The sequence below is a fragment of the Luteimonas terrae genome (assembly GCF_031457535.1).
In the GTDB taxonomy this organism is placed as follows: domain Bacteria; phylum Pseudomonadota; class Gammaproteobacteria; order Xanthomonadales; family Xanthomonadaceae; genus Luteimonas; species Luteimonas terrae_A.
Window position 1 is genome coordinate 134,606 of sequence record NZ_JAVDWO010000005.1, and the last position, 25,170, is coordinate 159,775.

General features: G+C 67.9%; 26 protein-coding genes. 4 read left to right on the top strand and 22 right to left on the bottom strand.

Going from position 1 to position 25,170, the window contains the following annotated elements:
- Positions 1 to 30: 30 nt before the first annotated feature.
- Both J2W68_RS07535 and xseA read right to left on the bottom strand, forming a co-directional pair.
- Positions 31 to 1,680 carry an acetolactate synthase large subunit gene (locus J2W68_RS07535; RefSeq protein ID WP_310234186.1) on the bottom strand — a complete coding sequence of 550 codons (1,650 nt, stop codon included), beginning with the start codon at positions 1,678 to 1,680 and terminating at the stop codon, positions 31 to 33.
- 200 nt (positions 1,681 to 1,880) lie between these two features.
- Positions 1,881 to 3,224 carry an exodeoxyribonuclease VII large subunit gene (gene xseA / locus J2W68_RS07540; protein ID WP_310234188.1) on the bottom strand — a complete coding sequence of 448 codons (1,344 nt, stop codon included), beginning with the start codon at positions 3,222 to 3,224 and terminating at the stop codon, positions 1,881 to 1,883.
- Between the two features lie 766 nt (positions 3,225 to 3,990).
- Here xseA and J2W68_RS07545 point away from each other — a divergent pair.
- Positions 3,991 to 4,533, top strand: a complete 543-nt coding sequence (locus tag J2W68_RS07545; RefSeq protein ID WP_310234190.1) for a copper chaperone PCu(A)C — start codon at positions 3,991 to 3,993, stop codon at positions 4,531 to 4,533.
- Positions 4,534 to 4,549: 16 nt separating this feature from the next.
- Here the strand turns inward: J2W68_RS07545 and J2W68_RS07550 are convergent, their stop codons facing one another.
- Both J2W68_RS07550 and J2W68_RS07555 read right to left on the bottom strand, forming a co-directional pair.
- Positions 4,550 to 5,125, bottom strand: coding sequence for a response regulator transcription factor (locus J2W68_RS07550; RefSeq protein ID WP_310234194.1), 576 nt, complete (start codon positions 5,123 to 5,125; stop codon positions 4,550 to 4,552).
- Positions 5,122 to 6,363 (bottom strand): ATP-binding protein, encoded by a 1,242-nt coding sequence (locus J2W68_RS07555; protein ID WP_310234197.1) that lies wholly within the window; start codon positions 6,361 to 6,363, stop codon positions 5,122 to 5,124. Before J2W68_RS07555 ends, J2W68_RS07550 begins: the two co-directional genes overlap by 4 nt.
- Positions 6,364 to 6,490: 127 nt before the next feature.
- On the opposite strand from J2W68_RS07555, the gene ispG reads away from it, so the two are divergent.
- Positions 6,491 to 7,810 (top strand): flavodoxin-dependent (E)-4-hydroxy-3-methylbut-2-enyl-diphosphate synthase, encoded by a 1,320-nt coding sequence (gene ispG, locus J2W68_RS07560; protein WP_310234199.1) that lies wholly within the window; start codon positions 6,491 to 6,493, stop codon positions 7,808 to 7,810.
- Positions 7,800 to 8,492 carry a phosphatase PAP2 family protein gene (locus J2W68_RS07565; protein WP_430539684.1) on the top strand — a complete coding sequence of 231 codons (693 nt, stop codon included), beginning with the start codon at positions 7,800 to 7,802 and terminating at the stop codon, positions 8,490 to 8,492. The genes ispG and J2W68_RS07565 overlap by 11 nt, the downstream gene beginning before the upstream one ends.
- Positions 8,493 to 8,739: 247 nt before the next feature.
- On the opposite strand, the gene J2W68_RS07570 is transcribed toward J2W68_RS07565, so the two are convergent.
- The 18 genes from J2W68_RS07570 to asnS all read right to left on the bottom strand — a co-directional run bounded on the left by J2W68_RS07570 (position 8,740) and on the right by asnS (position 24,422).
- A complete protein-coding gene (locus J2W68_RS07570) occupies positions 8,740 to 9,273 on the bottom strand; it encodes a DUF2939 domain-containing protein (RefSeq protein WP_310234202.1) in 534 nt (177 codons plus the stop codon).
- A gap of 94 nt (positions 9,274 to 9,367) precedes the next feature.
- The gene (locus J2W68_RS07575; protein WP_310234205.1) at positions 9,368 to 10,054 is read right to left on the bottom strand and encodes a DUF2461 domain-containing protein; all 687 of its coding nucleotides are present in this window, start codon (positions 10,052 to 10,054) and stop codon (positions 9,368 to 9,370) included.
- Positions 10,051 to 11,523, bottom strand: a complete 1,473-nt coding sequence (gene sbcB / locus J2W68_RS07580) for an exodeoxyribonuclease I (RefSeq protein ID WP_310234207.1) — start codon at positions 11,521 to 11,523, stop codon at positions 10,051 to 10,053. Before sbcB ends, J2W68_RS07575 begins: the two co-directional genes overlap by 4 nt.
- Before the next feature lie 226 nt (positions 11,524 to 11,749).
- Positions 11,750 to 13,129: an FAD-dependent oxidoreductase gene (locus J2W68_RS07585; protein WP_310234211.1), complete on the bottom strand. Its 1,380-nt coding sequence runs from the start codon at positions 13,127 to 13,129 to the stop codon at positions 11,750 to 11,752.
- Positions 13,126 to 14,394: a kynureninase gene (kynU, locus tag J2W68_RS07590; protein ID WP_310234212.1), complete on the bottom strand. Its 1,269-nt coding sequence runs from the start codon at positions 14,392 to 14,394 to the stop codon at positions 13,126 to 13,128. The genes J2W68_RS07585 and kynU overlap by 4 nt, the downstream gene beginning before the upstream one ends.
- Positions 14,391 to 14,774, bottom strand: a complete 384-nt coding sequence (locus J2W68_RS07595; protein WP_310234215.1) for a 5-carboxymethyl-2-hydroxymuconate Delta-isomerase — start codon at positions 14,772 to 14,774, stop codon at positions 14,391 to 14,393. The genes kynU and J2W68_RS07595 overlap by 4 nt, the downstream gene beginning before the upstream one ends.
- 10 nt (positions 14,775 to 14,784) lie before the next feature.
- Positions 14,785 to 15,795, bottom strand: coding sequence for an amidohydrolase family protein (locus tag J2W68_RS07600; protein WP_310234218.1), 1,011 nt, complete (start codon positions 15,793 to 15,795; stop codon positions 14,785 to 14,787).
- 56 nt (positions 15,796 to 15,851) lie between these two features.
- Entirely contained in the window at positions 15,852 to 16,481 is a 630-nt protein-coding gene (locus J2W68_RS07605) for a hypothetical protein (RefSeq protein WP_310234221.1), read from the bottom strand.
- Between the two features lie 30 nt (positions 16,482 to 16,511).
- On the bottom strand, positions 16,512 to 17,060 hold the full coding sequence (locus tag J2W68_RS07610; RefSeq protein ID WP_310234224.1) for a 3-hydroxyanthranilate 3,4-dioxygenase: 549 nt from the start codon (positions 17,058 to 17,060) through the stop codon (positions 16,512 to 16,514).
- A 4-nt stretch (positions 17,061 to 17,064) separates the two neighbouring features.
- Positions 17,065 to 17,490, bottom strand: coding sequence for a RidA family protein (locus tag J2W68_RS07615; protein WP_310234226.1), 426 nt, complete (start codon positions 17,488 to 17,490; stop codon positions 17,065 to 17,067).
- On the bottom strand, positions 17,483 to 18,157 hold the full coding sequence (gene can, locus J2W68_RS07620) for a carbonate dehydratase (RefSeq protein WP_310234229.1): 675 nt from the start codon (positions 18,155 to 18,157) through the stop codon (positions 17,483 to 17,485). The genes J2W68_RS07615 and can overlap by 8 nt, the downstream gene beginning before the upstream one ends.
- A 7-nt stretch (positions 18,158 to 18,164) precedes the next feature.
- Positions 18,165 to 19,592 carry an aldehyde dehydrogenase gene (locus tag J2W68_RS07625; protein ID WP_310234232.1) on the bottom strand — a complete coding sequence of 476 codons (1,428 nt, stop codon included), beginning with the start codon at positions 19,590 to 19,592 and terminating at the stop codon, positions 18,165 to 18,167.
- A gap of 146 nt (positions 19,593 to 19,738) precedes the next feature.
- Positions 19,739 to 20,548: a DNA-formamidopyrimidine glycosylase family protein gene (locus J2W68_RS07630; RefSeq protein ID WP_310234235.1), complete on the bottom strand. Its 810-nt coding sequence runs from the start codon at positions 20,546 to 20,548 to the stop codon at positions 19,739 to 19,741.
- Positions 20,549 to 20,811: 263 nt separating this feature from the next.
- Positions 20,812 to 21,597, bottom strand: coding sequence for an SDR family NAD(P)-dependent oxidoreductase (locus tag J2W68_RS07635; protein WP_310234237.1), 786 nt, complete (start codon positions 21,595 to 21,597; stop codon positions 20,812 to 20,814).
- Between the two features lie 19 nt (positions 21,598 to 21,616).
- Positions 21,617 to 22,234: an FMN-binding negative transcriptional regulator gene (locus J2W68_RS07640; protein WP_310234240.1), complete on the bottom strand. Its 618-nt coding sequence runs from the start codon at positions 22,232 to 22,234 to the stop codon at positions 21,617 to 21,619.
- Between the two features lie 16 nt (positions 22,235 to 22,250).
- Positions 22,251 to 22,550, bottom strand: coding sequence for a hypothetical protein (locus J2W68_RS07645; RefSeq protein WP_310234243.1), 300 nt, complete (start codon positions 22,548 to 22,550; stop codon positions 22,251 to 22,253).
- A 16-nt stretch (positions 22,551 to 22,566) separates the two neighbouring features.
- Positions 22,567 to 22,869 carry a hypothetical protein gene (locus tag J2W68_RS07650; RefSeq protein ID WP_310234246.1) on the bottom strand — a complete coding sequence of 101 codons (303 nt, stop codon included), beginning with the start codon at positions 22,867 to 22,869 and terminating at the stop codon, positions 22,567 to 22,569.
- A gap of 155 nt (positions 22,870 to 23,024) precedes the next feature.
- Positions 23,025 to 24,422, bottom strand: coding sequence for an asparagine--tRNA ligase (gene asnS, locus J2W68_RS07655; protein WP_310234249.1), 1,398 nt, complete (start codon positions 24,420 to 24,422; stop codon positions 23,025 to 23,027).
- Positions 24,423 to 24,543: 121 nt separating this feature from the next.
- Between asnS and J2W68_RS07660 the strand changes: the two genes are divergently transcribed.
- Positions 24,544 to 24,879 carry a HesB/IscA family protein gene (locus tag J2W68_RS07660; protein WP_310234251.1) on the top strand — a complete coding sequence of 112 codons (336 nt, stop codon included), beginning with the start codon at positions 24,544 to 24,546 and terminating at the stop codon, positions 24,877 to 24,879.
- Positions 24,880 to 25,170: the final 291 nt, after the last annotated feature.

Here is a 25,170-nt window from a genome sequence, read left to right on the forward strand (position 1 = left end):
ATCGGACGGAAAGGAAAAGTGCGGCGCAGATCAGTCGATCGCGGCGCTGCGCGCTGGAATTTCGGTGTTGAGCAGGGCCTCATCGTCGCCGTAGTCGATGGCGAGATCGATCAGGTCCACGCCCGGCGCGTCCAGCGCGCTGCGCAGAGCCTTGGCGAACGCGGCGGCGCTGTCCGGACGATGTCCGCGCGCGCCGTAGCTCTCGGCGTAGCGCACGAAATCCGGGTTGCCGTAGTCCATGCCGTAGACCGGGTAGTCCTCGTGCTGCTGCTTCCACTTGATCATCCCGTAGGCATCGTCGCGCAGCACGATGACCACGAGATCGAGCTTCAGCCGCACTGCGGTTTCGAGCTCCTGCGAATTCATCATGAAACCGCCGTCGCCGCAGACCGCAACGACCTTGCGCTCGCCGTGCACCAGCTTGGCGGCGATCGCCGACGGCAGGCCCGCGCCCATCGTTGCCAGCGCGTTGTCGAGCAACAGGGTATTGGGCTCGCGACAGCGGTCGTTGCGTGCGAACCACAGCTTGTAGAGACCGTTGTCGAGACAAACGATATCGCGCGGATCGAGCGCATCGCGGAGGGTCTTCACCAGATGCGGCCCGTGGACCGGGAACCGGTCGTCGGCGGAAAGCTCGGCGATGTTCTCGCACAGCGCGGTGCGCACGCGATCGAAGAACGCGAAGTCCCAGTGCGGCTGCGGCGTGTCCAGCGCTTCGGCCAGTTGCCAGACCGTATTGGCGATGTCGCCGACGACTTCGATCTGCGGGAAATAGACCTGGTCGACAACGGCGCTTTCGTAGTTCACGTGGATCACCGTGCGCCGGCCGCGATGCATGAAGAACGGCGGCTTCTCGATGACGTCGTGGCCGATGTTGACGATGCAGTCGGCGGCGTCGATCGCGCGGTGCACAAAATCCTTGTCCGACAGCGCGGCGGTGCCGAGCCACAGCGGGTGCGTTTCGTCGAGCACGCCCTTGCCCATCTGCGTGCTGAAGAACGGAATGCCGAGCCGGTCGACGAAGGCGCGCAGCATCCGCGCCGTGGTCTTGCGGTTGGCGCCGGCGCCGAGCATCAGCAACGGATGCTTCGCCTTGCGGATCGCTTCGACCGCGTGGGCGATCGCCTTGTGCTCGGCCAGCGGCCGGCGCGTGTAGGGCGCGGGTAGCAGGCGCGCATCGGTCTCGTCGCCTGCGATGTCCTGCGGCAGTTCGAGATGCGTGGCACCGGGGCGTTCTTCTTCCGCGCGCTGGAATGCATCGCGCACGCGCGCCGGGATGCTGTCGGCGGACACCAGCTGGTGGGTCGACTTGGTCAGCGGCCGCATCATGTCGACCACGTCGACGATCTGGAAATGGCCCTGCTTGCTGGTGCGGATCGGTTTCTGCCCGGTGATCATCAGCATCGGCATCGCACCGAGCTGCGCGTAGGCGGCCGGCGTGACGAGATTGGTCGCGCCGGGGCCGAGCGTCGACAGGCATACGCCGGCATTACCGGTCAGGCGTCCGTAGGTGGCCGCCATGAAACCGGCCGCCTGTTCGTGACGGGTGAGCACCAGCGCGATGTCGGACGCGCGCAGGGATTCAAGCAGGTCGAGATTTTCCTCGCCCGGAATGCCGAAGACGTGGGTCACGCCCTCGGCTTCGAGCGCCTGGACGAACAGGTCGGACGCCTTGGTCATCGTGCGGGAACTCCGTCGTGACGTGGGCGACCAGCATGCCAGCGCCGGCGTGAGCGGCGGGCGAGATGCGGCGGAACGCTGCGTTTGTTCTGTCCGGACGGACCGGTCATGAAGACGCGCTTGCGCGCGGTTGGGGTGGCTGAAGGCCTGGCTCGCGCGCGAGCGCACTCCTACAGGGTGCATCGATGGACGTGCGCGGCTCAGGCGTCCGGCGGCTCCACACGCACCCGCAGCTTTCCATCCGCAAGCCGCGCCTGCAGCGGCTCACCCGGCGTCGCATCGAAGACGCTGCGCACAACGCCGCCGTCCTCGCGCTGCAGGATGCTGTAGCCGCGGGCGATCGTGGCCAGCGGGCTGACCGCTTCCAGGGAACGTGCCAGTCCGCGCAGGCGTAGCTGGTCACGTTCGAGATGCCGGGCAAGGGCCGCACGCGGACGTGGGCCGAGCGCAGCCAGGCGCTCGCGCAGTTGCTGCAGCCGGCGCTGCGGCGTGGCTGCGCGCAGGACGGCCTCGGCATGACGCAAGCGCGCGCCGCGTTGTTGCAGCTGTTGGCGCATCGCCATCGACAACCGCCGCAGGGCTTGATCCTGTCGCAGGCGCAGCGCATCCAGACGTGCCTGCGGACGCTGCGCCTGCAGGCGCAATGCGGCGCGATCGAGACGCTGGAAGCGCTGCTGCATCGCGCGCAGATGCGCGTCGTCGACGTGGCGCTGCAGACGCCGCACGCGTGTCGCGAGCTCGATGCGGTCCGGCACCAGCAGCTCCGCAGCCACAGACGGCGTGGGCGCACGCAGGTCGGCGGCGAAGTCGGTCAGACTGAAGTCGGTCTCGTGGCCGATCGCCGACACCACAGGCACCGGCGATGCGGCCACGGCGCGCGCGAGTGCCTCGTCATTGAACGCCCACAGGTCTTCCAGCGAACCGCCTCCGCGTGCGAGCAGGATCACGTCGTAACGGCCGCTGGCACCGGCGCGTTCGAGCATCGCGCGGATCTTCGGCGGCGCGTCGGTGCCCTGGACCGGCACCGGCAGCACGTCGACCTCGACCAGCGGCAGGCGTCGCGCAAGCACGCTCAACACATCGCGCACCGCCGCGCCCGACGGCGACGTGATGACGCCGATCCGCCGCGGAAACGCGGGCAGGGCGCGTTTCCGCTCGGCATCGAACAGGCCTTCGGCCTGCAGCCGGGCTTTCAGCACATCGAACGCGCGACGCAGCGCGCCTTCGCCAGCTTCTTCCAGCGAATCGAGAATCAGCTGGTAGTCGCCGCGCGCCTCGTAGAGCGTGACACGCCCGCGCGCGCGGACCAGCAGGCCTTCGCGTGGCACGAAGCGCAGCCCCTGGCTGCGCGAGCGGAACAGCGCGCACCGCACCTGGGCGCGCGCATCCTTGAGGGTGAAATACAGGTGCCCCGACGCGGGCCGCGACAGGTTGCCGAGTTCGCCTTCGACGACGACGTTCGGAAACGTGTCCTCGAGCAGACCGCGCGCCAGCGTGTTGAGCTGGGTGGGGGTGAGAACGTCGGATGGGCTGCTGTCTTGCATGGAGACAGGATACCGCTTGGGTGTAAATGCAAGCGTGCGTCCGCACGGTCCAGACCCGGACAGCGCGTCGTGCGTGGCGCGCTCTGCACCGTCATCGCGGCAGAGGTCGGGAACCCGCGCCTTGCCGCACTTCAGCCACAGGTCGCAATGCGGGCGAAATATGAGCGCACTTGCGTTCGACGCTCGCGTCCGGCGCAAGAAGTCACTGGATCCCGGCCTGACCAGACGTGCGTCTGTTGAGAGCCGCCGGGATGACGGCGGATGCTTTTGATCGAGCGACGGGGGAGGCTGGCGCCTTCCATTGCGAAACCCGGTCGCACTGTTCCCGTCATCTGCACGGTGCCCTGAAGCCGGAGATGTGCCATCGGCGGCCGGAAATCTGAGCCCTCCCCCGCAGCGCGGGGGAGGGTTGGGTGGGGGCAGTCGGTCCGTTCCCAGTGACTCGAAATCGCGCGGTCTAGGTGTGCGGGCTTCCTCATGAACGCCAGAAGTTGATCGTTCGCCCCTCCCAGCTCTCCCCCGCAATGCGGGGAGGGCTACAGCGACTCTTGCTCACAGTGAAGTGGGCGTCCATCGACTCCCGCTCGCAGATGAAGGAAGTGCATCAACTCCCACTGCGACACCCGGTCGCATTGGCATCGCCACCTGCACACAGCCAGCATGGCGATCGCTTGCGTCGCGCGGCGGCTGGATATCGCGCGCTGCGATAATGTCCGCCACCGGGCGCGATGCTGGCGCCCACATGCCTGACTCAAGGAGCACCGCGATGCCCGCACGCCGTCCGTTTTCCCGCGCCATCGGCCCTGTCGCCGCCGGTCTGATCCTGGCGCTTGCCGGTTGCCAGCCCGCGACGCCGGACGCTTCGTCATCGGCCGCGCAGACGCCGGCCGCGAGTGCTGCGGACTCCAGCGCCGGCATCGTCGTCAGCGACGTCTGGATCCGCGAGACGCCACCGAACGCTGCCGTCGCTGGCGGTTACCTCACCCTGCGCAGCGGTGCGGCCGACCGCCTGCTGTCGGTCGAGACGCCGGCTGCGGCCAGCGTCGAAATCCACGAAATGTCCCACGAGGGCGGCATGATGCGGATGCGCGAATTGCCCAATGGCGTCGAACTGCCCGCCGGCGCCGAGGTGACTTTGCGGCCGGGCGGCAACCATCTGATGTTCATCGATCCGGTCGAGCCGGTACGCGCCGGCCAGTCGATCGAAGCCACGCTGCGGTTTGCCAATGCACCGGAGCAGGCCGTGACGTTCGAAGTGCGTCCGCTGGCGGGCGATGCGCCTGCGGCCGAGGCGCATTCGGGCCACTGATTGCCTGATCCGGCGCTCAGCCGTCGGTTGGCGGACGGCGTTCCGGCCCCGGGCGCTTGGCGAGCTTGCGCTGCAGCGAGCGGCGGTGCATGCCGAGAAGTCGCGCGGTCGCGGAGATGTTGCCGCCGGTTTCCGTCAGCGCCTGCTGGATGTGCTCCCACTCCAGTCGGTGCAGCGGAATCATCGTCGGGCTTTCGAGGGTGTTGTCCTCGTCCCGCTCGGGCAGGGGCGCGCCGGGCGCGGTTTCGGTGTCGAGCAGGATGCGTTGCAGGGTGTCGGCCGAGACCGGCTTGGGCAGGTAATCGTCGGCGCCGCGTTTGATCGCCTCCACCGCGGTCGCGATGCTCGCGTAGCCGGTGACCAGCAGGATGCGCATGTCGGCGCGGATCACGCGCAGCGGTTCGATCAGCGACAGGCCCGAGGCCTCGCCGAGCTTGAGATCGACCAGGGCGAAGTCCGGTGCAATGCGCTTGGCGACATCGAGTGCAGTGACGGGATCGGCCGCGATCTCGCATTCGATCCCGCGCCGCGTCAGCGCACGCCGCAGCGCTTCCAGATACAGGGTGTCGTCGTCGACCAGCAGGCCCTTCATCGCATCGTCTCCGGTTCGCGGTGGCTGTCGGCGGTGCCGACCGGCACGCGGAAATGCACGCGCGCGCCGCCACCGTCGGCTTCCTCCATGTCCAGTTCGCCGCCCAGTTGCTCGATCGCCGCATGCGACAGCGCCAGGCCTACGCCGAGGCCATCGGGCTTGCCGCTGCGGAACAGCACCGGCAAAAACGGCGCCCGGGCGTCGAACCCGGTGCCGTAGTCGCGGATCGCGCCGTCGAGCATGCCGTCCTCGATCTGCAGACGCAGGTCGACGCGGGTGCTGCCGTTGCCTTCACTGGCATCGGCGGCGTTGTTGAGCAGGGCCAGCAGCAGATGACCGATGGTGCGATCTACGCGCGCGTGCATGTCCACGTTGCCGCTGCGTTCGAGCACGATCGCCGGACGCACCAGTTGCCAGTGTTCGAGCACCCGGCCGATGTCCACCCGCGTGCTCGCAGCCGGATCGGCGGGATCGGCCAGCGAGCGCACGCGGTCGCGACAGGTGTCGACCAGCCGCCGCAGGGTGGCGACGTCCTCGGCGCCGTCGACGCCCATGCGACTGGTGTCGAGATCGTCGAGCAGCAGGGTCATCGTGCCCAGCGGTGTGTTGAGCTCGTGCGCGACCGAGGCCGCATGCGTGGCCAGCGCGAGGATGCCCTCGTTGCGCACGAAGCGTTCGCGCAGGGCCGCCAGTTCGCGCTCGCGGCGGTCGCGCGCGGCGGCCAGCCGCAGCAGGAAGTAGGACACCAGCGCCACCGACAGGAAGAAGTTCACTGCCATGCCGGCCAGGTGCAGGCTGAAGTGGTCGTGCAGGTGCGGCAGGGGTTGACCGAACTGCACCGCCAGGATGTAGCCCGTCACACAGGCCAGCGCCGCGGCGATCGCCCAGGCCCGCGGCAGGGCCATGGCGGTCAGCGCGATCGGCAGCAGGAACAGCGACGCGAAGGGATTGGCGATGCCGCCCGTCCACGCCACGAGCCACGCCAGTCCGGCGGTGTCGACCAACACGTGGGCGAAGGCCTCGGCGGGCGCTGCATCGCGGCTGTGCGCCAGGCGCAGATGGACCAGCACGTTGAACGCGGCCAGCAGCAGCACCGGGCCCCAAAGCGGCCAGCGCGGCAGATCCATGTCGAAACCGTGCGTCGCCCACAGGATCGTCAACGACTGCCCGCCAACCGCGAACCAGCGCAGGCTGTAGAGGGTGCGGAGCAGGGCGGTGGCGGGGTGCTTGGGCTGCATCGCCCTGCATCGTAGTGCAGGCCCGCGCGGGCCGCGCTGCGGCGTTCGGTCGCACCTGTCGGCGGGCCTGTCGCCGGTTAGGCCGGGCGTCACCGAAAAGACCGGCACGAAACGCTAAAATGCGCGCATGTCCGCCCAGCCTGTTCCTGTCAACGCGTCCGCCAGCGCGCCCGCGCCGTCCGCCTGCCTGTCCGAACCCGTCGCGTTGCCGGCCTTCGGCGCCGCCGCGCGCCGCGGCACGCGCCAGGTCCATGTCGGCGGAATTGCCGTCGGCGGCGATGCGCCGGTCGTCGTGCAGTCGATGACCAATACCGACACCGCCGATGTCGCCTCGACCGCCAAACAGATCGGCGAGCTGTGGCGCGCCGGCTCGGAGCTGGTGCGCATCACCGTCAACAATCCCGAGTCCGCCGCTGCGGTGCCGCGGATCGTCGAGCGGCTGGCGATGCAGGGCATCGAAGTGCCGATCATCGGCGACTTCCACTACAACGGGCACCAACTGCTGGCAGGCGAGCCTGCCTGCGCGGAAGCGCTGGCGAAGTACCGGATCAACCCGGGCAACGTCGGTTTCGGCAAGAAGAAGGATCTGCAATTCGGTCAGCTGATCGAGTTCGCGATGCGCTACAACAAGCCCGTGCGCATCGGCGCCAACTGGGGCTCGCTGGACCAGTCGCTCGCGGCCGCGCTGATGGACGAAAACGCCCAGCGCGCCGTGCCCTGGGATGCGGGCCGCGTGCTGCGCGAAGCGCTGATCCGCTCAGCCGTCGATTCGGCTGAACGCGCGGTGGAATTCGGGCTGGGGCGTGATCGCATCGTGCTCAGCGCAAAGGTCAGTGGCGTGCAGGAACTGGTCGCCGTGTACCGCGATCTGGCTGCGCGCAGCGATTTCGCGCTGCATCTGGGCCTCACCGAGGCTGGCATCGGCAGCAAGGGCATGGTCGCGTCCAGCGCCGCGCTGGCGATCCTGATGCAGGAAGGCATCGGCGACACCATCCGCATCTCGCTCACCCCCGAGCCCGGCGCGTCGCGCACCAAGGAAGTGGTCGTCGCCCAGGAACTGCTGCAGACGATGGGCCTGCGCGCGTTCACACCGATGGTCACCGCGTGCCCCGGCTGCGGCCGCACGACGTCCGAGTTCTTCCAGGAGCTGGCCGGCGTGGTCCAGGACCACGTGCGCGACAAGATGCCGGAATGGAAGATCACCCACCCGGGCGCGGAGAACATGACGCTCGCGGTGATGGGCTGCGTGGTCAATGGCCCGGGCGAATCGCGCCACGCCAATATCGGCATCTCTTTGCCGGGCACCGGCGAAGCGCCGTCGGCGCCGGTGTTCATCGACGGCGAGAAGGCGATGACCCTGCGCGGGGAGAACATCGCGCACGAGTTTGTCGCACTGGTGGACGACTACGTGCACCGCAACTACGGGCGGGCTGTCGATGCCGGCTGACGGCGGCGACGTCGTCGCCGAGGGCTCACGCGAAACCGGCGGGCTGCTGCGCCGGTATGGCTGGAAGTTCCTACTGCTGTTCGCCGGCGTACTGCTGCCGATGTGGGGCTTCATGGAACTCGCCGACGAGGTGCACGAGGCCGAGGCGATCCCGTTCGACGAGCCGATCCTGTTGTTCGCGCAGGAGGCGGCGCGCGAGGGCTTTACGCGCGCGTTTTTGTTCTTTTCCGAGATCGGATACGCGAAAGGCGTCGTGCCGGTCGACATTGGGCTGGTGCTGGTGCTGCTCGCCCTCAAGCGCTGGCGCGACGCATTGTTCGTCGCGGTCGCGACGGGCGGCTCGGCGCTGCTGAACCTCGCCACCAAGCAACTGTTCGCCCGCGACCGGCCGAGCCTGTGGGAATCGATCGCGCCCGAGGCGACCTACAGTTTTCCCAGTGGGCACGCGATGGGATCGATGACCCTGGCCGCGGTGCTGGTGCTGCTTGCCTGGCCCACCCGCGCACGTTGGGGGGTGATCGCGGCGATGGCGGTCTTCGTGCCGATGGTCGGCCTGTCGCGCGTGTATCTGGGCGTGCATTACCCGTCCGACATCCTGGCCGGCTGGGCCGCGGCCTCGGTCTGGGTGGTGGGCGTGTATCTGGTGATGTACCACCGGCCGAAGTTCTCGCGGGGCAGGTAACGCTCCGTGTAGGAGCGCGCTTGCGCGCGATGGGGCTTTGGCGAGATCGCCCGGCCATGATCAGGGGACTGATAGAGCTAGAGCGGAGCGGAACCCATTTGACCGGGATGCGGCGCCGAAGGCTCAGTGCAGCTTCTTCAGACTCCGCGCTGCCCTCACCCCACCAATTGCTTCGCAATTGGTCCCCCCCTCTCCCGCTTGCGGGAGAGGGACGCAGGCGTCTCCTGCCGCAGGCAGGAGACAGCAATTAGATGGGTAACCGGATGTCCGACAGCTTCCAGGTCAGCCCCTTGCGCGTCAGCACGAACTCGATCGGACGACCGCGGTCGTCGCGCACCGTCGCCGTGAAGCGCGACGTGGAGTTGTAGCGGTAGTGCGCGTCTTCGAGCGGTGCTTCGCGGGCGGGGTCGGCGCGGACCTGGGTCGGCGATGCGCCGCCGGCGAGACTCCACAGCCGCTGGCCGCGCATCAGCGCGCTCAGGCCGACAGGGGTCACCATCATGTCGACGCCAGTGCCGGCTGCGCTGCCGGCAAGTCGAAGCCCGATCGCGCCGAGCAGGTTCGACTGCAGGTCGGGACCGGCCTCGCGGACGATCGCATCGGCCAGTTGCAGCCGCAGGCTCTCGCGCAATGCGGGGAAATCCACCTGTTTCGACAGCGCACGCGAGTCCTCGTTGCGCACGGCCTCGCGGATCGCGTGGACAGTCAGGTACGGACCGGCGGCCACATAGCCGAGCAACAGCACGAGAACCGCGAGGGAGAGCCAGCCGAGTCGCTTCATCAAGATCGCATCGAAGGGAATGCCGCGATTGTCGGAGACGACGGCGCAGTGCGTGCTGAACGACGACGGGAAGCCGCCGTCCGTGCCGGCACGATCAGAACTCCAGATCCAGCGAGGCGCACAGGTAGTCGACGAACGGGCCCAGTGCAACGAGATCGGCGGCGATCGTCTGCCGCAGCTTCGGGCCGGTCATCGCGTCATCGTCGAGCGTGCGCCAGAACACCCAGTTGCGGTGTTTGAGGTCGTCGATGAACTCGAACTGCGGGTCGAAGCCGCGCGGTGGGCGGACCAGCATCTCGCTGGTCTCGAACTCGAACTTCTTCCGCAGCTTCGATGCATGCGCGGCGGCCTTCCAGCTTTCCGGATTGTCGACGATGAACTGCCGGACTTTCCGCTGGGTGTCGGATTCGGGATGCCACAGCCCGGCGCCGACGAAGCTGCCGCCCGGTTGCAGGTGCACGTAGAACGAAGGCGCCGCGGTTTCGCGGCGGCGTTCGTGGAACAGGCGCGCACCCTGCCAGGTCTTGTACGGCGACTTGTCGTTGGAGAAACGCGCATCACGGTGGATGCGGAACAGCGAGCCACCGACCGTGCGCGTATCGGCGCGGAAATGCGGACTGACCGCGGCGACGTCCGGCTGCAGATCGCCGATCAGGCGCAGGAACGGCTGGCGCACATACGCCTCGTAGTCCTTGCGATGGTCCTCGAACCAGGGCTTCTCGTTGTGGCGCGCGAGCGCGCGCAGGAACTTGAAACTCTTGTCGCTGAAGTACGTGGTCATGCGGATGTGCTGGGCAGCGTGGGGGACGGACCGAGGCGCTTCTGCAGGCTCTGGCCCCAGTCGGTGAGGGCGTCGAGTAGCGGCAGACGCGTTGCGTCATCGGGATTTTCAGCGCGCAGGGCGTCGATCTGCGTGAAGTAGGTGGCGAAATCCTGTTCGGCCTGCGTCGTGCCCGGCGCCAAGCGCGCGCGCCGGTAGTCGTCCCAGCGCAGCTGTTCGTCGGGGTTGAGCGTGTCCGGCCAGTTGCGCGCGCGATAGCGCAGCAGCAGGGCGTCGAGGCGCGGATCCTCGAAGCCGAAATCGCGCGCGCCCAGCAGCGTCGGCGGCGTCGCGCGGACCTGGGCCATGCGGCGCTTGTCGCCGTCGCCGGCAAAGCCGTCGTACAGCGCGCCATCGGGATCGGACGGCGCGAATTCGCGTTCGACCGCGAACACCTGGCGGATCTTCTCGGCCAGTGCCGGGCCCGCGCTGCGCAGGCGCGCCGCGCGCCGTTCGATGTCGACCGGATCGATCGACAGGCGCTCGAAATCCGCCTCGCGCAGATGACTCCAGGCCACCAGCGCCGGGCAGCGGTTGCTGTGCACTTCCTTGAGCGGAATGCGCGCGACGCCTTCAGGCAGGCCTTCGCGGCGCGCGAACACGCGCGCGGCGATGGCCTCGGCATCCAGGTCGAGCAGCCAGTCCGGATCGCCGTCGAGATCGAACACGATCACGCGGCTGTCGATGCGTGGATGGCGCGCGATCGGCAGCACCGGCGCCGCGCACAGGCGCGCGGCTGGATAACGCTGCGACACGTGCAGCACCGGCGTCATCGCGATCGTATCGAGCATCGAGGCCGCGTGGCGCTTGTCGCGGAGCTTCAACGCGTAGTCCCACAAGCGCGGCTGCGCGCTGCGGAACAGGCGCGCCAGACCGATCAAGGCGCGCACGTCCGACAGCGCCTCGTGCGCATCACCGGTGCGCACATGGTTGGCAGTCGCCAGATGTTCGAGCTTGAACGAGGTCGCGCCGTCCTCGCGCGTCGGCCAGACCAGGCCTTCGGGGCGCAGCGCATGCCACAGCCGCATCACGTCGAGCAGATCCCAGCGCGAATTGCCACTGCGCCATTCGCGCTCGTAGGGATCGTGGAAATTTCGGTACAGGCCGAAGCGTACGAACTCGTCGTCGAAGCGCAACGAGTTGTAGCCCAAGGTGCAGGTCTTCGGCCGGGCCATTTCCTCGTGGATGCGCGCGAACGCGTCGGCCTCGGGCATGCCGATGGAGCGCGCATGCTGCGGGGTGATGCCGGTGATCAGCGTCGCGATGGGCGAGGGCAGCAGGTCGTCGGCGGGGCGGACGAAGAAGTCGATCGGGTCATCGATCTCGTTGAGCTCGGCATCGGTGCGGACCGCGGCGAACTGCGCGATACGCGTACGGCGCGGATCGGAACCGAAGGTTTCGAGATCGTAGAAGAGAAAACTGTCGGTCATTGCGCGATTTCACGGCGAACATTGGAAGTCCCATCGACTTCAACGTTCGCGTCCGGCTGATGAAGGCGCGACGCTTCAGAAGCGATGATCGCGCGGTTTTGCAGCAGCGTACGTCCAACGGCTCGCCCCCACCCAGCCCTCCCCCGCGGGCGGGGGAGGGCGATCAACCTGGCGCGGTCCGACATCGCAGGCAACCTCGGATGCGTGGCGACTGATTGGCCAATGCTCACGCGGGTACGTCCTCCAGCGGCGTCAGCAGATCGAGCACTTCGGCATCGATTGCGTCCCAGTCCAGCGTCGCGAGCGATGCATGCCCCGCCGTCGCGCGCTCGAGGATGCCGCGCTGGAGGTCGGTCCGCGTCATCGCCAGCGAGTAGGGGATGCGCATGAAGGTCACCATCGCGTAATGCGGCACGAAGCGGCCGGGATGGCGGTCCTGCAGAGCGAGTTCCAGTTCGCGCTGCAGGAGGTAGTCGGCATCGTCGACGCGGTCGCGCATCTCCAGATAGTTGTCGAGCGCCATGCGCTGGATCGCAGCGGCATCGGGCTTGCGTCCGGCCTCGAACGCGGCGAATGCGGTCGCCAGGTCGTCGTGCGCGTCGAGCTGCTGCGCCAGTGCCACGCAGTCCTCGAACGCGCAGTTCATACCCTGGCCGTGGAACGGCACCATCGCGTGCGCGGCATCGCCCAGGAGCACTGCGCGCCCGTCCAGATGCCAGTGATCGAGATACAAGGTGCCCAGCTGCCCGACGGGATTGGCGCGCCAGTCGCGGTCGAATTCCGGAATCAGCGCCAGCGCGGACGGGAAGTCGCGCTCGAAGAAGTCGCGCGCGCTGTCGACATCGACCAACTGGTCAAACGCGGGACCACTGTCCGCGCCCGCGTGATGGGGTAGGAACAGGGTGACGGTGAAGGTCTTCTCATCGTTGGGCAGCGCGATACACATGTAATGCCCGCGCGGCCAGATGTGCAGCGCATTAGGCTCGATGCGGAAGCCGCCGTCGGCAAGCGGTGGAATCTCGAGTTCCTTGTAGCCGTGGTCCAGGAAGTCGCTGCGCTCACCGAGATCGCGCACCCGGTGCATTGCCGCGCGCAATGCGGAGCCTGCACCATCCGCGCCGACCAGCGCCTCGAACTGGACTTCGCGCGTGCTTTCGTCACGCGGATCACGAAACACCGCGCGCCGCGAGTCGAAGTTCACCGCGTCCAGGCCCGCATCGAAGTGCAGCCGCGCGCCGGCGGCTTCCGCCAGATCCAGCAGCACGATATTGAGATCGCCGCGATGCACTGACCAGATCACTTCACTGTCGTCGCGGCCATAGCGCTGCAGCACCGGCTCGGTGTCGCCGACGTGGACCATGCGGCCGCGCATCATGATGGCGTGGTGCATCACCGCGTCGTCGGCATCGGCGGCGCGCAGTGCGTGCCGGCCGCGTTCGGCCAGCGCCAGGTTGATCGAACGTCCGCCGCCGTAGCCCTGCACGCGCGGGTCGCCGCGTTTTTCGTACAGATCCACGTCCCAGCCGCGACGCCGCAGCAGGATGCCGAGCAGGGCGCCGGCCAAGCCCGCGCCGATGATCGTCAGATGGCGTGCGGGAGCTGTCACGCGTCGCGCCACCTGGCGACGGTCCGCACGAAGCGCAGCACGTCGGCGTGGGTGTTGTAGAGCGGCGCGGGCGAGATGCGGATCACGTCCGGCTCGCGCCAGTCGCCGAGCACGCCGTTGTCGGACAGGTATTCGAACAGCGCCCGGCCCTGCTCGCGGCCACCGCGTACGCGCAGCGACAGCTGCGCGCCGCGACGCGCGACGTCACGCGGTGTCGCGATGTCGAGCACATCATCGAGCTGGCTATGGATCAGTGTTTCCAGATAACCGGTCAGGGTTTCCGACTTCGCGCGCAGTGCCGGCATGCCGGCCTCGGTGAACAGGTCCAGCGAGGCGCGCAGCGGCGCGAGGCCGAGGATCGGTGGATTGCTCAGCTGCCAGCCTTCGGCGCCGGGCGTGGGCTGGAAGTCCGGCCCCATGCGGAAACGCGTCGCCGCGTCGTGCCCCCACCAGCCGGCGAAGCGCGGTCGGTCGGTGGTCGCATGGCGCGCATGCACGAACGCGCCGGCCACCGCGCCCGGGCCGCTGTTGAGGTACTTGTAGTGGCACCACACGGCGAAGTCGGCGTTGCTGTCGTGCAGCTGCAGCGGCAGATTGCCGGCCGCATGCGCGAGATCGAAACCGACGATGGCGCCGGCTGCGTGGCCGAGGCGGGTGATCTCCGCAAGGTCGAAGGCTTCGCCGGTGCGGTATTGCACGCCCGGCCACAGCACCAGCGCGAGGCGGTGGCCGTGCTGCTCAATCGCCGCGGCGATCGCGTCCATGCCGAACAGGCCGTCGGCGCCGGGCTGCACTTCGATCAGATCGGTGTCCGGGTCGAAGCCGTGGAAGCGCACCTGCGATTCGAGTGCGTAGCGATCCGACGGGAACGCGCCGGCTTCCATCAGGATCGCCGGGCGCTCCGCGGTCGGGCGGTAGAAGCCGACCATCAGGAAATGCAGGTTCGCGGTCAGCGAGTTCATCGCGACCACTTCTTCCGGCTGCGCGCCGACGATCTCTGCCAGTTGCGCACCGACCAGACCGTGATAGGTCATCCACTGCGAATTGCCGCGGAAGTGGCCCTCAACTGCTTCCATCGCCCACTTGTCGAGCACGTCCTCGACCTGTGCGCGCGCGCCACGCGGCTGCAGCCCCAGCGAGTTGCCGACGAAATAGGCCTGCTCGACATCGCCGAAGCGCGGCAGATGGAACTGCGCGCGGAAGCGCTGCAGCGGATCGGCGGCGTCGGCGGAAGCGGCGTAGTCGTCGGTGAAGAAATCGGTCATGCGTGGGTCTCCGGCACGACGCTGCGCGCGTGCGTGCTCTTGATGTAGGTGGTTGCCTGCAGCTCCACCACCTCGACACACAGCTGGCAGTGCAGGTCGAGCGCGGGCAGACAGGATGCGAGCGCGTCGTGCACGTCGCGTCCCAGCGCGGCCCGGATGTCGTCGGCGCGGCCCGGCATGATCTTCAGCGTCGCGTGGACGAAGCCGTGGCCGTCATCCGCGTCGCCGATCCGGAAGTGGTCGAGAACGAGTGCGCGACTCTTGATCGCGACCGCCTCGAAGTGTCCGCTGGCGACGAGCGCGCGATTGGCGGCCGCCAACGCGAGGTCGGGATCGAACCCGTCGAGGTTCGCGGTGTGGTGCAGGATGAGGTGGGGCATGGGATCGTCGTCAGAGGAACCGGCCGGGCGACAGGCCCAGCCATTCGAGCGCGGTGCCGTGATACAGGCGCGCCCGGGCGACATCATCGAGCGGTATTTCCTCGATACCGGCGCCGGGCACCTGTTCGCCGAGCGGGAACGGGTAGTCGGTGCCGAGCATCACGCGGTCCGCGCCGCAGGTATCGACCAGATACTGCAGCGCGCGCGGATCGGCCACCCAGGAATCGAAGTACAGCTGCTTGAGATAGCCGCGCGGGTTGTGTGGATTGTCGGTCGCGACGAGGTCGGGCCGCATGTTGAAGCCGTGTTCGATGCGGCCGATCGTGTACGGAAAGCTGCCGCCGCCATGCGCCATGCAGATCTTGAGCTTCGGCAGCCGCTGCAGCACCCCGCCGAAGATCAGGCAGCAGGCCGCGCGCGACTGCTCGGCCGGCATGCCCACCAGCCACGGAAGCCAGTACTTGGGCATCGATTCGCTGCCCATCATGTCCCAGGGATGCACGAGGATCGCCGCGCCCAGATCGGCCGCAGCCTCGAAGAACGGGAACAGCTCCGGCGCGTCCAGATTCCAGTCGCCGATGTGGCTGCCGATCTGCACGCCCTGCAGACCGAGCTGGTCGACGCAACGCTCGAGCTCCTGGATCGCCAGCCGCGGCGACTGCATTGGCACCGTGCCGATGCCGGCGTAGTGGCGCGGGTGCGAAGCGACGGTCTGCGCCATGTGGTCGTTGAGCGCCTGGTGCAGTTCCAGCGCATGCGCCGGCTTGGCCCAGTAACTGAACATCACCGGCACCGTGCTGATCACCTGCACCTGTACGCCGAAGCGCGCGTAGTCGTCTATGCGCTCTCGCGCGTCCCAGGTCTTGGACCAGATCTCGCGAAAGAAGCGGCCGTCCTTGTAGATGCGGTGGCGGCCGTCGGCGGTGTGGTGGATCACCGGGAAACGCGCGTCGCCGTATTTGCCCGCCAGGTCCGGCCAGTCGCGCGGCAGATAGTGGGCGTGGATGTCGATCTTCAGCATGGCCGTCATCCTAGACGACCGGCCTCCGGCGATCACGCCACAGGCGCACAGCAGGTTCAGGGCGTCGTGGCACCGGCGGCGCGACGTTCCGCGCGCAATTGCTCCATGGTCGGCGGCTTGGCTCGTACCGGCGCTCCCATCGAGGCCGCCATTTGCGCGACGTTTGCCTGCGCTTCGGCCAGTGACGGCACGCCCATGCGTGCGCGCTCGGCATCGTCGACCGCGCCATCGGCGACCGGATACAGAAACAGGCCGTCGTCACTGCCGTGGAACTGGGTGCCGTACCACTGCGGTTGCAGCTGCGTGGTCATGATGCGGTCCCAGGATGCGGTGATCAGCCAGCGGTAACTGATTTCGTCAGGTGCCAGCGTGGATGCCAGCGTCGAGAGCGCGTGCGCGATGCGGATGTCTTCCAGATTTGCGCCGTGCTGGAACACCATCGCCGCGTGATGGTGGTCAGCTGCCGTGCGCATCGCACCCTCACGCATCAGTGCGAGCACGCGCGCGCGCCGTGCAGCGTCCTCGCGGAATACGACGGACCAGTCGATGTTCGCCGCGTCCGCACGTGCCTGCTGGTCGTCGCGGTACAGCGCCGCGAGTTCAGGGTTGTCGGCGCCCTGCGCCTGCAGCGGCGCGATCGCAGCGAGCAGGCAGGACAGCAACAGAATCAGCAGATGCGTTCGCATGGTGGTCTCCATTCCCTGGATGCGCGGGTCTCAGGTGATATCGGCCAGCGTGTCCGGGTCGGGATCGTAGCGGGCGGGGCGCGGGTTGAGATGGCCGCAGGCCTTGCATGTGCGGTGCTCGATCGACCCGTAGAACCGGTCGAACACCGGCGGGAAATCCTGCTCGATGTCGTGCAGGTGGAAGTACTGCTCGAACAGCGTGTGGTTGCAGCGCTCGCAGAACCACAGCAGGCCGTCCTGTTCGTGCGGCAGACGCCTGCGCTCGATGACCAGACCGATCGAGTCCGGCCCGCGCTGCGGCGAGTGCGGCACTTTCGGCGGCAGCAGGAAGGTCTCGCCGGCGCGGATCGGAATATCACGCGGACGGCCGTCTTGCTGGATGCGCAGCACCATCTCGCCTTCGAGCTGGTGGAACCACTCCGGACCTTCCTCGTAGTGATAGTCGGTGCGCGCATTCGGCCCACCGACCACCATGACGATGAAATCGCCGTCGTAGATGCATTTGTTGCCGACCGGCGGCTTGAGCAGATGGCGGTGCTCGTCGATCCACTTCTGGAAGTTCAGCGGTCCGGGGATCATCGGGTTACTCCTTCGGCGCGGCGACGCATTTGAGCTCAATCGCAATCGGCGTCGGCAACGCCTCGATGCCCAGCGTCGTGCGGCAGGGCGCGGTGGCGGGATCCGGGAAGTACTCGGACCAGACCGCGTTGTAGACGGCGAAATCGCCGGCCATGTCGGTCAGATACACGGTCACGTCGACGAGATCTTCCCAGCGGGCGCCGCTGGCCTCGAGCACCGCGCGCACGTTGGCGAACACCGCATGCGTCTGCGCGACGATGTCGTGGGCCACGACGCGTCCGTCAGCATCGAGCACGTTCCCAGGCACCGAGTCGGTGCCGGGATCGCGTGGGCCGATGCCCGACAGGAACAGCAGGCCGCCGGCGCGACGGGCATGCGGATAGCGACCGACCGGCCGCGGCGCGGCACGGGCCTGGATGGCCTCAGCCATCGCGCCGGCCCTGGGCGGCGACGCGGGCGACATCGGCCACTGCGTCCTGATAGGCCGGACCGATCTGCTCGTGCGACGTGACGCACATGCCGAGCTCGCGCACGCGACCATCGCCCACGGCATAGACCCAGCCGTGCACGGACACCTTCTGTCCGCGCGCCCAGGCGTCGCGGACGACGGTGGTCTGGCAGACATTGAGCGCCTGTTCGATGGCATTGAGTTCGCACAGCCGTGCGTGGCGCAGGTTGATGTCCCCGACCGACGCCAGCAGGTCGGCATGCTTGTGCGCCACGTCGGACACGTGGCGCAGCCAGTTGTCGACCAGACCCACGCGCGCGCCGGTCAGCGCCGCATGCACGCCGCCGCAGCCGTAGTGGCCGACCAGCAGGATGTGTTCGACCTTGAGCACGTCGACGGCGAACTGGATCACCGACAGCGCGTTGAGATCACCGTGCGACAGCACATTGGCGATGTTGCGGTGGACAAAGACTTCACCCGGATCGAGGCCGAGGATCTGGTTGGCGGGCACGCGCGAATCGGAGCACCCGATCCACAGGTACTTCGGCGCCTGCTGGTTTTCCAGGCGGTGGAAGAATTCCGGGTCGTCGCGCAAGACGCGTTCGGCCCAGTCACGGTTGCTGCGGAGGAGGTTGTCGAGTTCGCCCATGACGCGATTATTCCAGAGACAGGCCGATATTCTTCGGCTCGGTGAAAAAACGCATCGCCTCCATGCCGCCCTCGCGGCCAAGGCCCGATGCGCCGGTGCCGCCGAAAGGCGTGCGCAGGTCGCGCATCAGCCAGGTGTTGATCCAGACCATGCCCACGTGCAACGCCGCAGCAAGGCGGTGCGCGCGGGTCAGGTCGCGTGTCCAGAGGGCGGCCGACAGGCCGTATTCGCCTGCGTTCGCCAGCGCCAGCGCGTGCGCGTCGTCGTCGAAGGGCTGCAGCGTGACCACGGGCCCGAAGATCTCCCAGCGGTTGGTCGCGCAGTCAGGCCCGAGGCCGTCGATGACGGTCGGCGCGATGAACCAGCCGGGCCGATCCAGCGCATGGCCGCCGCACAAGACGCCGCCACCCTCGTCGCGCGCGCGCGCGATCGCGGCGAGCACCTTGTCGTGGTGCGCCTGCGAGACCAGCGGGCCCATACGCGCATCGGGATCCATCGGATCGCCAACCTGCAGCGCGAGGACCTCGGCGACGAAGCGTTCGCGGAACGATGCATAGATGCTGCGCTCAACGAGCATCCGCGAGCCGCACAGACAGATCTGTCCGGCGTTCTGGAATGCCGAGCGCACCAGCGTGGCGAGGTGCGATTCCCAGTCGCTGTCGGCGAAGACCAGCGTCGCGTTCTTGCCGCCGAGTTCCAGCGACGCCTTCTTCAGCTGCGCGCCGGTGCGGGCGCCGATCCGACGGCCCACCGCGGTGCTGCCGGTGAACGACACCGCACGCACGCGTGGATCGTCGATCAGTGCATCGCCGACCTCGGCGCCGATGCCGTGCACGACATTGAGTACGCCCGGCGGCAGGCCGATCTCGCCCGACAGTGTCGCGAGCAGTGACGCGCTGGCCGGCGTGATCTCCGACGGCTTGGCGACGACGGTGTTGCCGGCCGCGAGTGCCGGCGCGATCTTCCAGGTGAACAGGTACAGCGGCAGGTTCCAAGGAGAGATCGCCGCGACTACGCCCAGCGGCGCGCGCAGCGTGTAATTGAGCCCGGCTTCGCCGTGGTGCGATTCGCTGGCGAACTGCGTCGCCGCATGGGCGAAGAAGCGCAGGTTGGCCACCGCACGCGGGATTTCGGCATCGCGCGCGAGTGCGAACGGCTTGCCGCCGTCGCGGGCTTCGACATGGGCGAAGTCATCGATCCGGGCTTCGAGCGCCGCGGCGAGCTTCTCCAGCCAGGCCGCGCGTGTGCTGTTCGGCAGGGCGGCCCAGGCAGGCGCCGCGCGGCCAGCGGCCGTGATCGCGGCTTCGATGTCGGCGGCATCGCCGGCAGCGACTTCCGCATAGACGGCACCCGTAGCGGGCTCGTGCACCGGCAGCCAGTGGTCCCGGCCGGGTGCACGCGCAGCGCCATCGATCCAGTGCGTCAGCCGTTGCATGGTGCCAGCTTACCGGAGGCGCAGGCAGGCTGGTTTCCGCCCTGCACCTGCGCCGATCAAACAGATCTGTTGGCGCGCGCTGGGGCGCGATCCGGCTTGTTCGGGAAGGCCATTCGCCGCGCAAGCGCGCTCCTACAGGTGCGTGCTCACTGCTGACAGCCCGGACACCAGTAGAGCCGTCGGCCGGCCAGGCGGTCCTCGACGATGCGCCCATCACCGCGCGGGCAGGGATCGCCCTTGCGCTCGAACACCTCGAAGCCGAACTGCGCGCGGGTCCTGGCGAGATAGTCCTTGCCCGGTGGCAGCGCGTCGTCGTGTTTGGCGCGATACGCGCGCCGCGGCACGTCGAGTAGTGCATTCGCCAGGCGGCGACGCTCGTTGGTTGCGAGATCTTCGAGCGCTCGGTGCGGCGAGAGCTTCGCCTGGAACAGCACTTCCGAGCGCAGGTAATTGCCCATGCCGGCCGCGAAGCCCTGGTCGAGCAGCAGCACGGCCAGCGTGCGCCGCGCGAAACGCGGCGTGCGCATGTGTGCGAGCAGCGCCCTTGCATCGACTGCGGGATCGAGCACGTCCGGCCCGAGTTTGGCGAGGTAGGGCTGCGCGCCGAGTTCATCGGTGCGCCACAGCGAAATCGACGGCGCGGCGTACAGCGCCGCCACGCCGCGCACGGTCGCCAGCACCAGCCGAGGCGGCGCGCCGTCGGGCAGGGCGTCTTGATCGTCGACGAAGCGCCAGAACCCGAACAGGTGACTGTGCGCGTACAGCGTCCAGCCGCCTGCGACCGCCGTCAGCAGCGCCTTGCCGCGGGCCTCGACCGCGAGCACGCGCTGGCGTTCGAGCAGGGCGCGCCGGCGTTGCAGGCCCGGATCGATGAAGCGCACGTGCGTCAGCCTCTCATCGACGAGCAGGGTCGCCAGGCGATCGGCGAGGGCGTGGGTTTCGGGGCCTTCTGGCATCGCCGCATCGAAGCAACGGACGTGTCGCGGCGTCGTGACATTGGCGCGCTGCCCGGCCGGTGACCTGGAAGGCCAGTGATTCAGAAGCCCTGAAGTGCGCGTGGCCGGAGCAGGGCAGCCCTCATGAGGTCATTGCTTACTGCGCTTCGAGCGCACGAGATGCGCAGGATTTCCCTGCCACCCGATCTCCATGAGCAGCAGCGCTCAACAGGTCTCGCGTGAGTTTTCGGCGGGGTCGATCGCGCGCGAAGCGCGTGCGCCGCTCAGATTGATGCCATTCTTCCGCCATCGACCGGCAGGCTGACGCCGGTGACGTAGGCTCCTGCCGGCGAACACAGAAACGCGATGACACCTGCGGTCTCGGACGGCTCCGCAAAGCGGCCGGCGGGCACGCTCGCGCGCATCGAGGCCAGCACCGCGTCCTCGTCCTGCCCGGTGCGGCGGACGCGGTCGGCGACCACCTGGTCGATCCGGCCGGTGCGGGTGTAGCCCGGCAATACGTTGTTGACGGTAATGCCGTCGGGCGCGAGTTCGCGCGACAGCGTCTTGGCCCAGCTGGCGACCGCGCCGCGCACGGTGTTCGACACGCCCAGGCCGGCGATGGGTTCGCGCACCGAGGTCGAGACGACGTTGACGATGCGGCCCCAGTGCGCGGCGCGCATCGCGGGCAGCAGCGCCTGCATCAGTACCTGCCCGCCGATCAGATGGCGACGGAACGCGGCTTCGAATGTATCGAGCGCGGCCTCGTGCGCCGTACCGCCTGCCGGGCCGCCGGTGTTGTTGACCAGGATCTGCACCGGATGCGCGGCCACGTGCCCGGTGATCGCCTCGCGCAAGCCGTCCGTATCGTCCATATCCACGGCCAGCGCGTGATGCGTCTGGCCCTGCGCCTTGGGCAGCGCATCGACCACCGCCCGCAGTGCATCCATGCGGCGCGCGAGTACGGTCACGCTGGCGCCGAGCTGGGCGAGTTCGAGCGCGGTGGCGCGGCCGATGCCTTCGGAGGCGCCGCAGACGAGGGCGTGACGGCCGGTGAGATCGAGGTCCATGCGGGGCTCCGAAGCGGAATCAGGGTTCGATCGCACGCATCATCGCGGCGATCTCGCGTGCGTTCGTGTCGCCGGCAGACAGCGCCTCGGCGACCGCACTGCGGTTGGCGGCCGGGTGGTTCTGGCTGAGCTTGTGCTTGATCTCGACCGCATCGACATGGAAGCGGAAGCCGACGATGCCGCGCAGTTGCCGGCGCTGGCGATCGTCGTCGGACTCGAAGCGCCACTCGCCGCCGACGCGGGCCTCGAAAACATCGCTGGTGCGCGTGACCAGATCGACCAATGCGGATTCATCGTCGAAGCGCTCGAGCCGGCCGCGCAGGTGCGCCGTCGCATAGTTCCAGGTGGGTACGCGCGCAGCCGCTTCCTTGTCCGGATACCAGCCCGGCGACACGTAGGCGTGCGGCCCGTGGACGATCATCAGCGCGGGGCTGTAGTGCGACGCCTGCGGATTCGGTCGCGCCCAGTGGCCTTCGATGTGCAGCGTGTCGCCGTCGCGGCGGTACAGCACCGGCAACTGGCTGGCGAGCGGCGCGCCATCGTCACCCGTCGTCACCAGCGTGGCGAAAGCATCGCGCGCGAACAACGCGTCCAGCGCCTGCAGATCATCGACAGCGAAGGCGCGCGGCGTGTACATCGTCGTCTGCCTGGTTTCAGACGCGCTTGCCGAGCGACTGCACCATGCGCTCGCGCAGCTGGGCATCGTCGTCGGCCTGCGGCGGTGCGATCTCGTCGATCGCGAAGCCACGCTCGAGCGCGTCCTCGGGATCGAGGCCGTCCCATTCGACGAACTCGGCGTCGAGCAGCATGCCGCGCGCGGTGTCCTCACTGTCGTAGACGAGGGTGTTGCCGTCGCTGTCGAGCACTTCGGCAACGCCGGCATCAAGCACGCGCAGGCGCGCCCAGATCACGGTGCGGCCGATGGACGCGAGCCACCACTGGTCGTGGGTCATAAAACGGAACTCCGGGTCAGGGGGCGATCGACCAGAGCCACAGCACGGCCGAAGCCGTGAGCGCACCGAGGATCACCATCAATGAAATGCGGGCCGGCGTCGCCAGGCCCGTGAACTGCCGGTCGGGCACTTCGTAGTAGGCACCGCCCAGCAGCCAGCGGAGCGCTGCCGGCTGCACGAACGCGTTCTCACCGAAGCGGGCGCGCACCGCCGGGTGGCGGTCGCGCAGATGCACTAGCGACAAGGGCCAGAAGATCACGAACGCGGTGAACCCGCCGATCGCGACACCGAAGAAGCACAAGGCGAGGAAGAGAATCACTGCGTGATCGGGATTCGGGATGTGGGATTGGGGATTCGGAAAAGCAAGTACGCCTCCTCGGTCTGGATTCGTGATGACGTCAGTGATCCGCTCTTCCGAATCACCAATCCCCAATCCCGGCTTTCAACGGACGCATGTCCGGTCATCCCGGCTCCTCAGTACTCCGCCTGTCCCGGTGCGCGCGGATACGGAATCGCGTCGCGGATGTTGGACAGGCCGCAGATGTAGACGATCAGGCGTTCGAAGCCGAGGCCGAAGCCGGCGTGCGGAACGGTGCCGTAACGGCGGAAATCGCGGTACCAGCTGTAGTGCTCGCGATCGAGGCCGAACTGGTCCATGCGCGCGTCGAGCACGTCGAGACGCTCCTCGCGCTGCGCGCCGCCGATGATCTCGCCGATGCCCGGTGCCAGCACATCCATCGCCGCGACGGTCTTGCCGTCGTCGTTGAGGCGCATGTAGAACGCCTTGATGTGCTCGGGATAGTTGGTCACCACGACCGGGCGACCGACGTGCTGCTCGGTCAGCCAGCGCTCGTGCTCGGTCTGCAGGTCCAGGCCCCATTCGACCGGGAACTCGAACTTGTGCCCGGACTTGCGCAGCAGCTCGACCGCGTCGGTGTACTCGATGCGCTCGAACGGCGCATTGACGAAGGCTTCCAGACGCGTGATCGCGTCCTTCTGCACGCGCTCGGCGATGAAGGCCATATCGTCGGCGCGCTCGTCGAGCACCGCGCGGAACAGGTACTTGAGGAATTCCTCGGAGATGCGCGCGTTCTCGGCGAGATCGGCGAACGCGATCTCCGGCTCGATCATCCAGAACTCGGCCAGGTGCCGCGTGGTGTGGCTGTTCTCGGCGCGGAAGGTCGGGCCGAAGGTGTAGACCTTGCTCATCGCCAGGCAGTAGGCCTCGACATTGAGCTGGCCGGACACGGTGAGGAACGCTTCCTTGCCGAAGAAGTCGCGGCTGAAGTCGACCTTGCCCTCGCGCATCGGCAGGTTCGCCAGGTCCAGCGTCGAGATGCGGAACATCTGGCCCGCGCCTTCGGCATCGGACGTGGTCACGATCGGCGTATTGATCCAGTAATAGCCGTTCTCGTGGAAGTAGCGGTGCGCCGCCTGCGCCAGGCAGTGGCGGATGCGCGTGACGGCGCCGAACAGGTTCGTACGCGGGCGCAGATGCGCGACCTCGCGCAGGAATTCCAGCGAATGCGCCTTGGGCTGGATCGGATAGGTTTCCGGATCCTCGACCCAGCCGACGACTTCCAGCGACTGCGCCTGGATTTCGTAGCTCTGGCCCTGGCCCTGCGACTTCACCAGCGTGCCGGTGGCGATCACCGAGCAGCCCGCGGTCAGGCGCTTCACTTCCGATTCGTAGTTACCGAGCGTGTCCGGGGCGACGACCTGGATCGGCGCGAAGCACGAACCGTCGCTGACGCTGACGAAGCTCAGCCCGGCCTTGGAGTCACGGCGGGTGCGGACCCAGCCACGGACGGTGACTTCGCCGCCTTCTGGAATGTGCCCGGCAAGGGCCTGTTGGACGCTGATCGTGGTCATGCCTTGAATCCTGGAAATCCGGTCCGATAACACGCGGCAGCACAGTCTACCGGAGCCGGACTGCGCGCCGGCGGCTCCGTCCGCCAGCGGGCGTTCGGGTCCACGGGAGTACACTCGCATCATGTCAATCGCACTTGCCCCCGCCGCCCTCGAACGTGCCCGCCGCTTCCTGGCGGCCAGCCCCGGCGCGCTCGGTCTGCGCTTCGGTGTCACCAGGACCGGATGCTCGGGTTGGGGCTATGTCGTCGACATCGCCCGCGAAGAACAGCCGGGCGATGCGATCAGCGAATACGAAGGTGTGCGCATCTACGTCGACGCGCAGAGCCAGCCGATCGTCGACGGCACCGAGATCGACTTCGCGCAGAAGGGCCTGAACCAGGAATTCGTGTTCCGCAATCCGAATGCCGCCGCGGCGTGCGGGTGTGGCGAGAGTTTCACCACGGATCCGACGAAGTAGCCGCGTGACGCTGAGGCGGATACGTGTCCGCTTTTTTCTTTTGGGATGAGAGCGGGCTGCCTGCGAAGCTTTGGCGGAGTAGGGCGTGCTTGCGTTTCGCGGTTGCGTTCGTCTATCGGTTTGAAAGTGTTGGACGGAGTGTTCGCGTCTACCTGCCGCCCTCACCCCAACCCCTCTCCCATGGGGAGAGGGGCTGAAGCGCTAAGTCTCCCTCACGGCTCGAGCAGTGCTGCATCTGCGTGCAAATCGGCACACCAAAAAGCGCCCGCCGCGTGAATCTGAGCCCCTCTC

What these genes read in the sequence shown, in the direction of transcription:
- J2W68_RS07575 (WP_310234205.1), bottom strand. Translation starts at nt 10,054, where the DNA reads ATGACCACGTACTTCAGCGACAAGAGTTTCAAGTTCCTGCGCGCGCTC.
- J2W68_RS07595 (WP_310234215.1), bottom strand. Translation starts at nt 14,774, where the DNA reads ATGCCCCACCTCATCCTGCACCACACCGCGAACCTCGACGGGTTCGAT.
- J2W68_RS07615 (WP_310234226.1), bottom strand. Translation starts at nt 17,490, where the DNA reads ATGGCTGAGGCCATCCAGGCCCGTGCCGCGCCGCGGCCGGTCGGTCGC.
- J2W68_RS07535 (WP_310234186.1), bottom strand. Translation starts at nt 1,680, where the DNA reads ATGACCAAGGCGTCCGACCTGTTCGTCCAGGCGCTCGAAGCCGAGGGC.
- ispG (WP_310234199.1), top strand. Translation starts at nt 6,491, where the DNA reads ATGTCCGCCCAGCCTGTTCCTGTCAACGCGTCCGCCAGCGCGCCCGCG.
- J2W68_RS07545 (WP_310234190.1), top strand. Translation starts at nt 3,991, where the DNA reads ATGCCCGCACGCCGTCCGTTTTCCCGCGCCATCGGCCCTGTCGCCGCC.
- sbcB (WP_310234207.1), bottom strand. Translation starts at nt 11,523, where the DNA reads ATGACCGACAGTTTTCTCTTCTACGATCTCGAAACCTTCGGTTCCGAT.
- J2W68_RS07610 (WP_310234224.1), bottom strand. Translation starts at nt 17,060, where the DNA reads ATGATCCCCGGACCGCTGAACTTCCAGAAGTGGATCGACGAGCACCGC.
- J2W68_RS07630 (WP_310234235.1), bottom strand. Translation starts at nt 20,548, where the DNA reads ATGCCAGAAGGCCCCGAAACCCACGCCCTCGCCGATCGCCTGGCGACC.
- J2W68_RS07635 (WP_310234237.1), bottom strand. Translation starts at nt 21,597, where the DNA reads ATGGACCTCGATCTCACCGGCCGTCACGCCCTCGTCTGCGGCGCCTCC.
- J2W68_RS07600 (WP_310234218.1), bottom strand. Translation starts at nt 15,795, where the DNA reads ATGCTGAAGATCGACATCCACGCCCACTATCTGCCGCGCGACTGGCCG.
- J2W68_RS07565 (WP_430539684.1), top strand. Translation starts at nt 7,800, where the DNA reads ATGCCGGCTGACGGCGGCGACGTCGTCGCCGAGGGCTCACGCGAAACC.
- J2W68_RS07555 (WP_310234197.1), bottom strand. Translation starts at nt 6,363, where the DNA reads ATGCAGCCCAAGCACCCCGCCACCGCCCTGCTCCGCACCCTCTACAGC.
- can (WP_310234229.1), bottom strand. Translation starts at nt 18,157, where the DNA reads ATGGGCGAACTCGACAACCTCCTCCGCAGCAACCGTGACTGGGCCGAA.
- J2W68_RS07660 (WP_310234251.1), top strand. Translation starts at nt 24,544, where the DNA reads ATGTCAATCGCACTTGCCCCCGCCGCCCTCGAACGTGCCCGCCGCTTC.
- asnS (WP_310234249.1), bottom strand. Translation starts at nt 24,422, where the DNA reads ATGACCACGATCAGCGTCCAACAGGCCCTTGCCGGGCACATTCCAGAA.
- J2W68_RS07605 (WP_310234221.1), bottom strand. Translation starts at nt 16,481, where the DNA reads ATGCGAACGCATCTGCTGATTCTGTTGCTGTCCTGCCTGCTCGCTGCG.
- J2W68_RS07570 (WP_310234202.1), bottom strand. Translation starts at nt 9,273, where the DNA reads ATGAAGCGACTCGGCTGGCTCTCCCTCGCGGTTCTCGTGCTGTTGCTC.
- kynU (WP_310234212.1), bottom strand. Translation starts at nt 14,394, where the DNA reads ATGACCGATTTCTTCACCGACGACTACGCCGCTTCCGCCGACGCCGCC.
- J2W68_RS07640 (WP_310234240.1), bottom strand. Translation starts at nt 22,234, where the DNA reads ATGTACACGCCGCGCGCCTTCGCTGTCGATGATCTGCAGGCGCTGGAC.
- J2W68_RS07550 (WP_310234194.1), bottom strand. Translation starts at nt 5,125, where the DNA reads ATGAAGGGCCTGCTGGTCGACGACGACACCCTGTATCTGGAAGCGCTG.
- xseA (WP_310234188.1), bottom strand. Translation starts at nt 3,224, where the DNA reads ATGCAAGACAGCAGCCCATCCGACGTTCTCACCCCCACCCAGCTCAAC.
- J2W68_RS07625 (WP_310234232.1), bottom strand. Translation starts at nt 19,592, where the DNA reads ATGCAACGGCTGACGCACTGGATCGATGGCGCTGCGCGTGCACCCGGC.
- J2W68_RS07645 (WP_310234243.1), bottom strand. Translation starts at nt 22,550, where the DNA reads ATGACCCACGACCAGTGGTGGCTCGCGTCCATCGGCCGCACCGTGATC.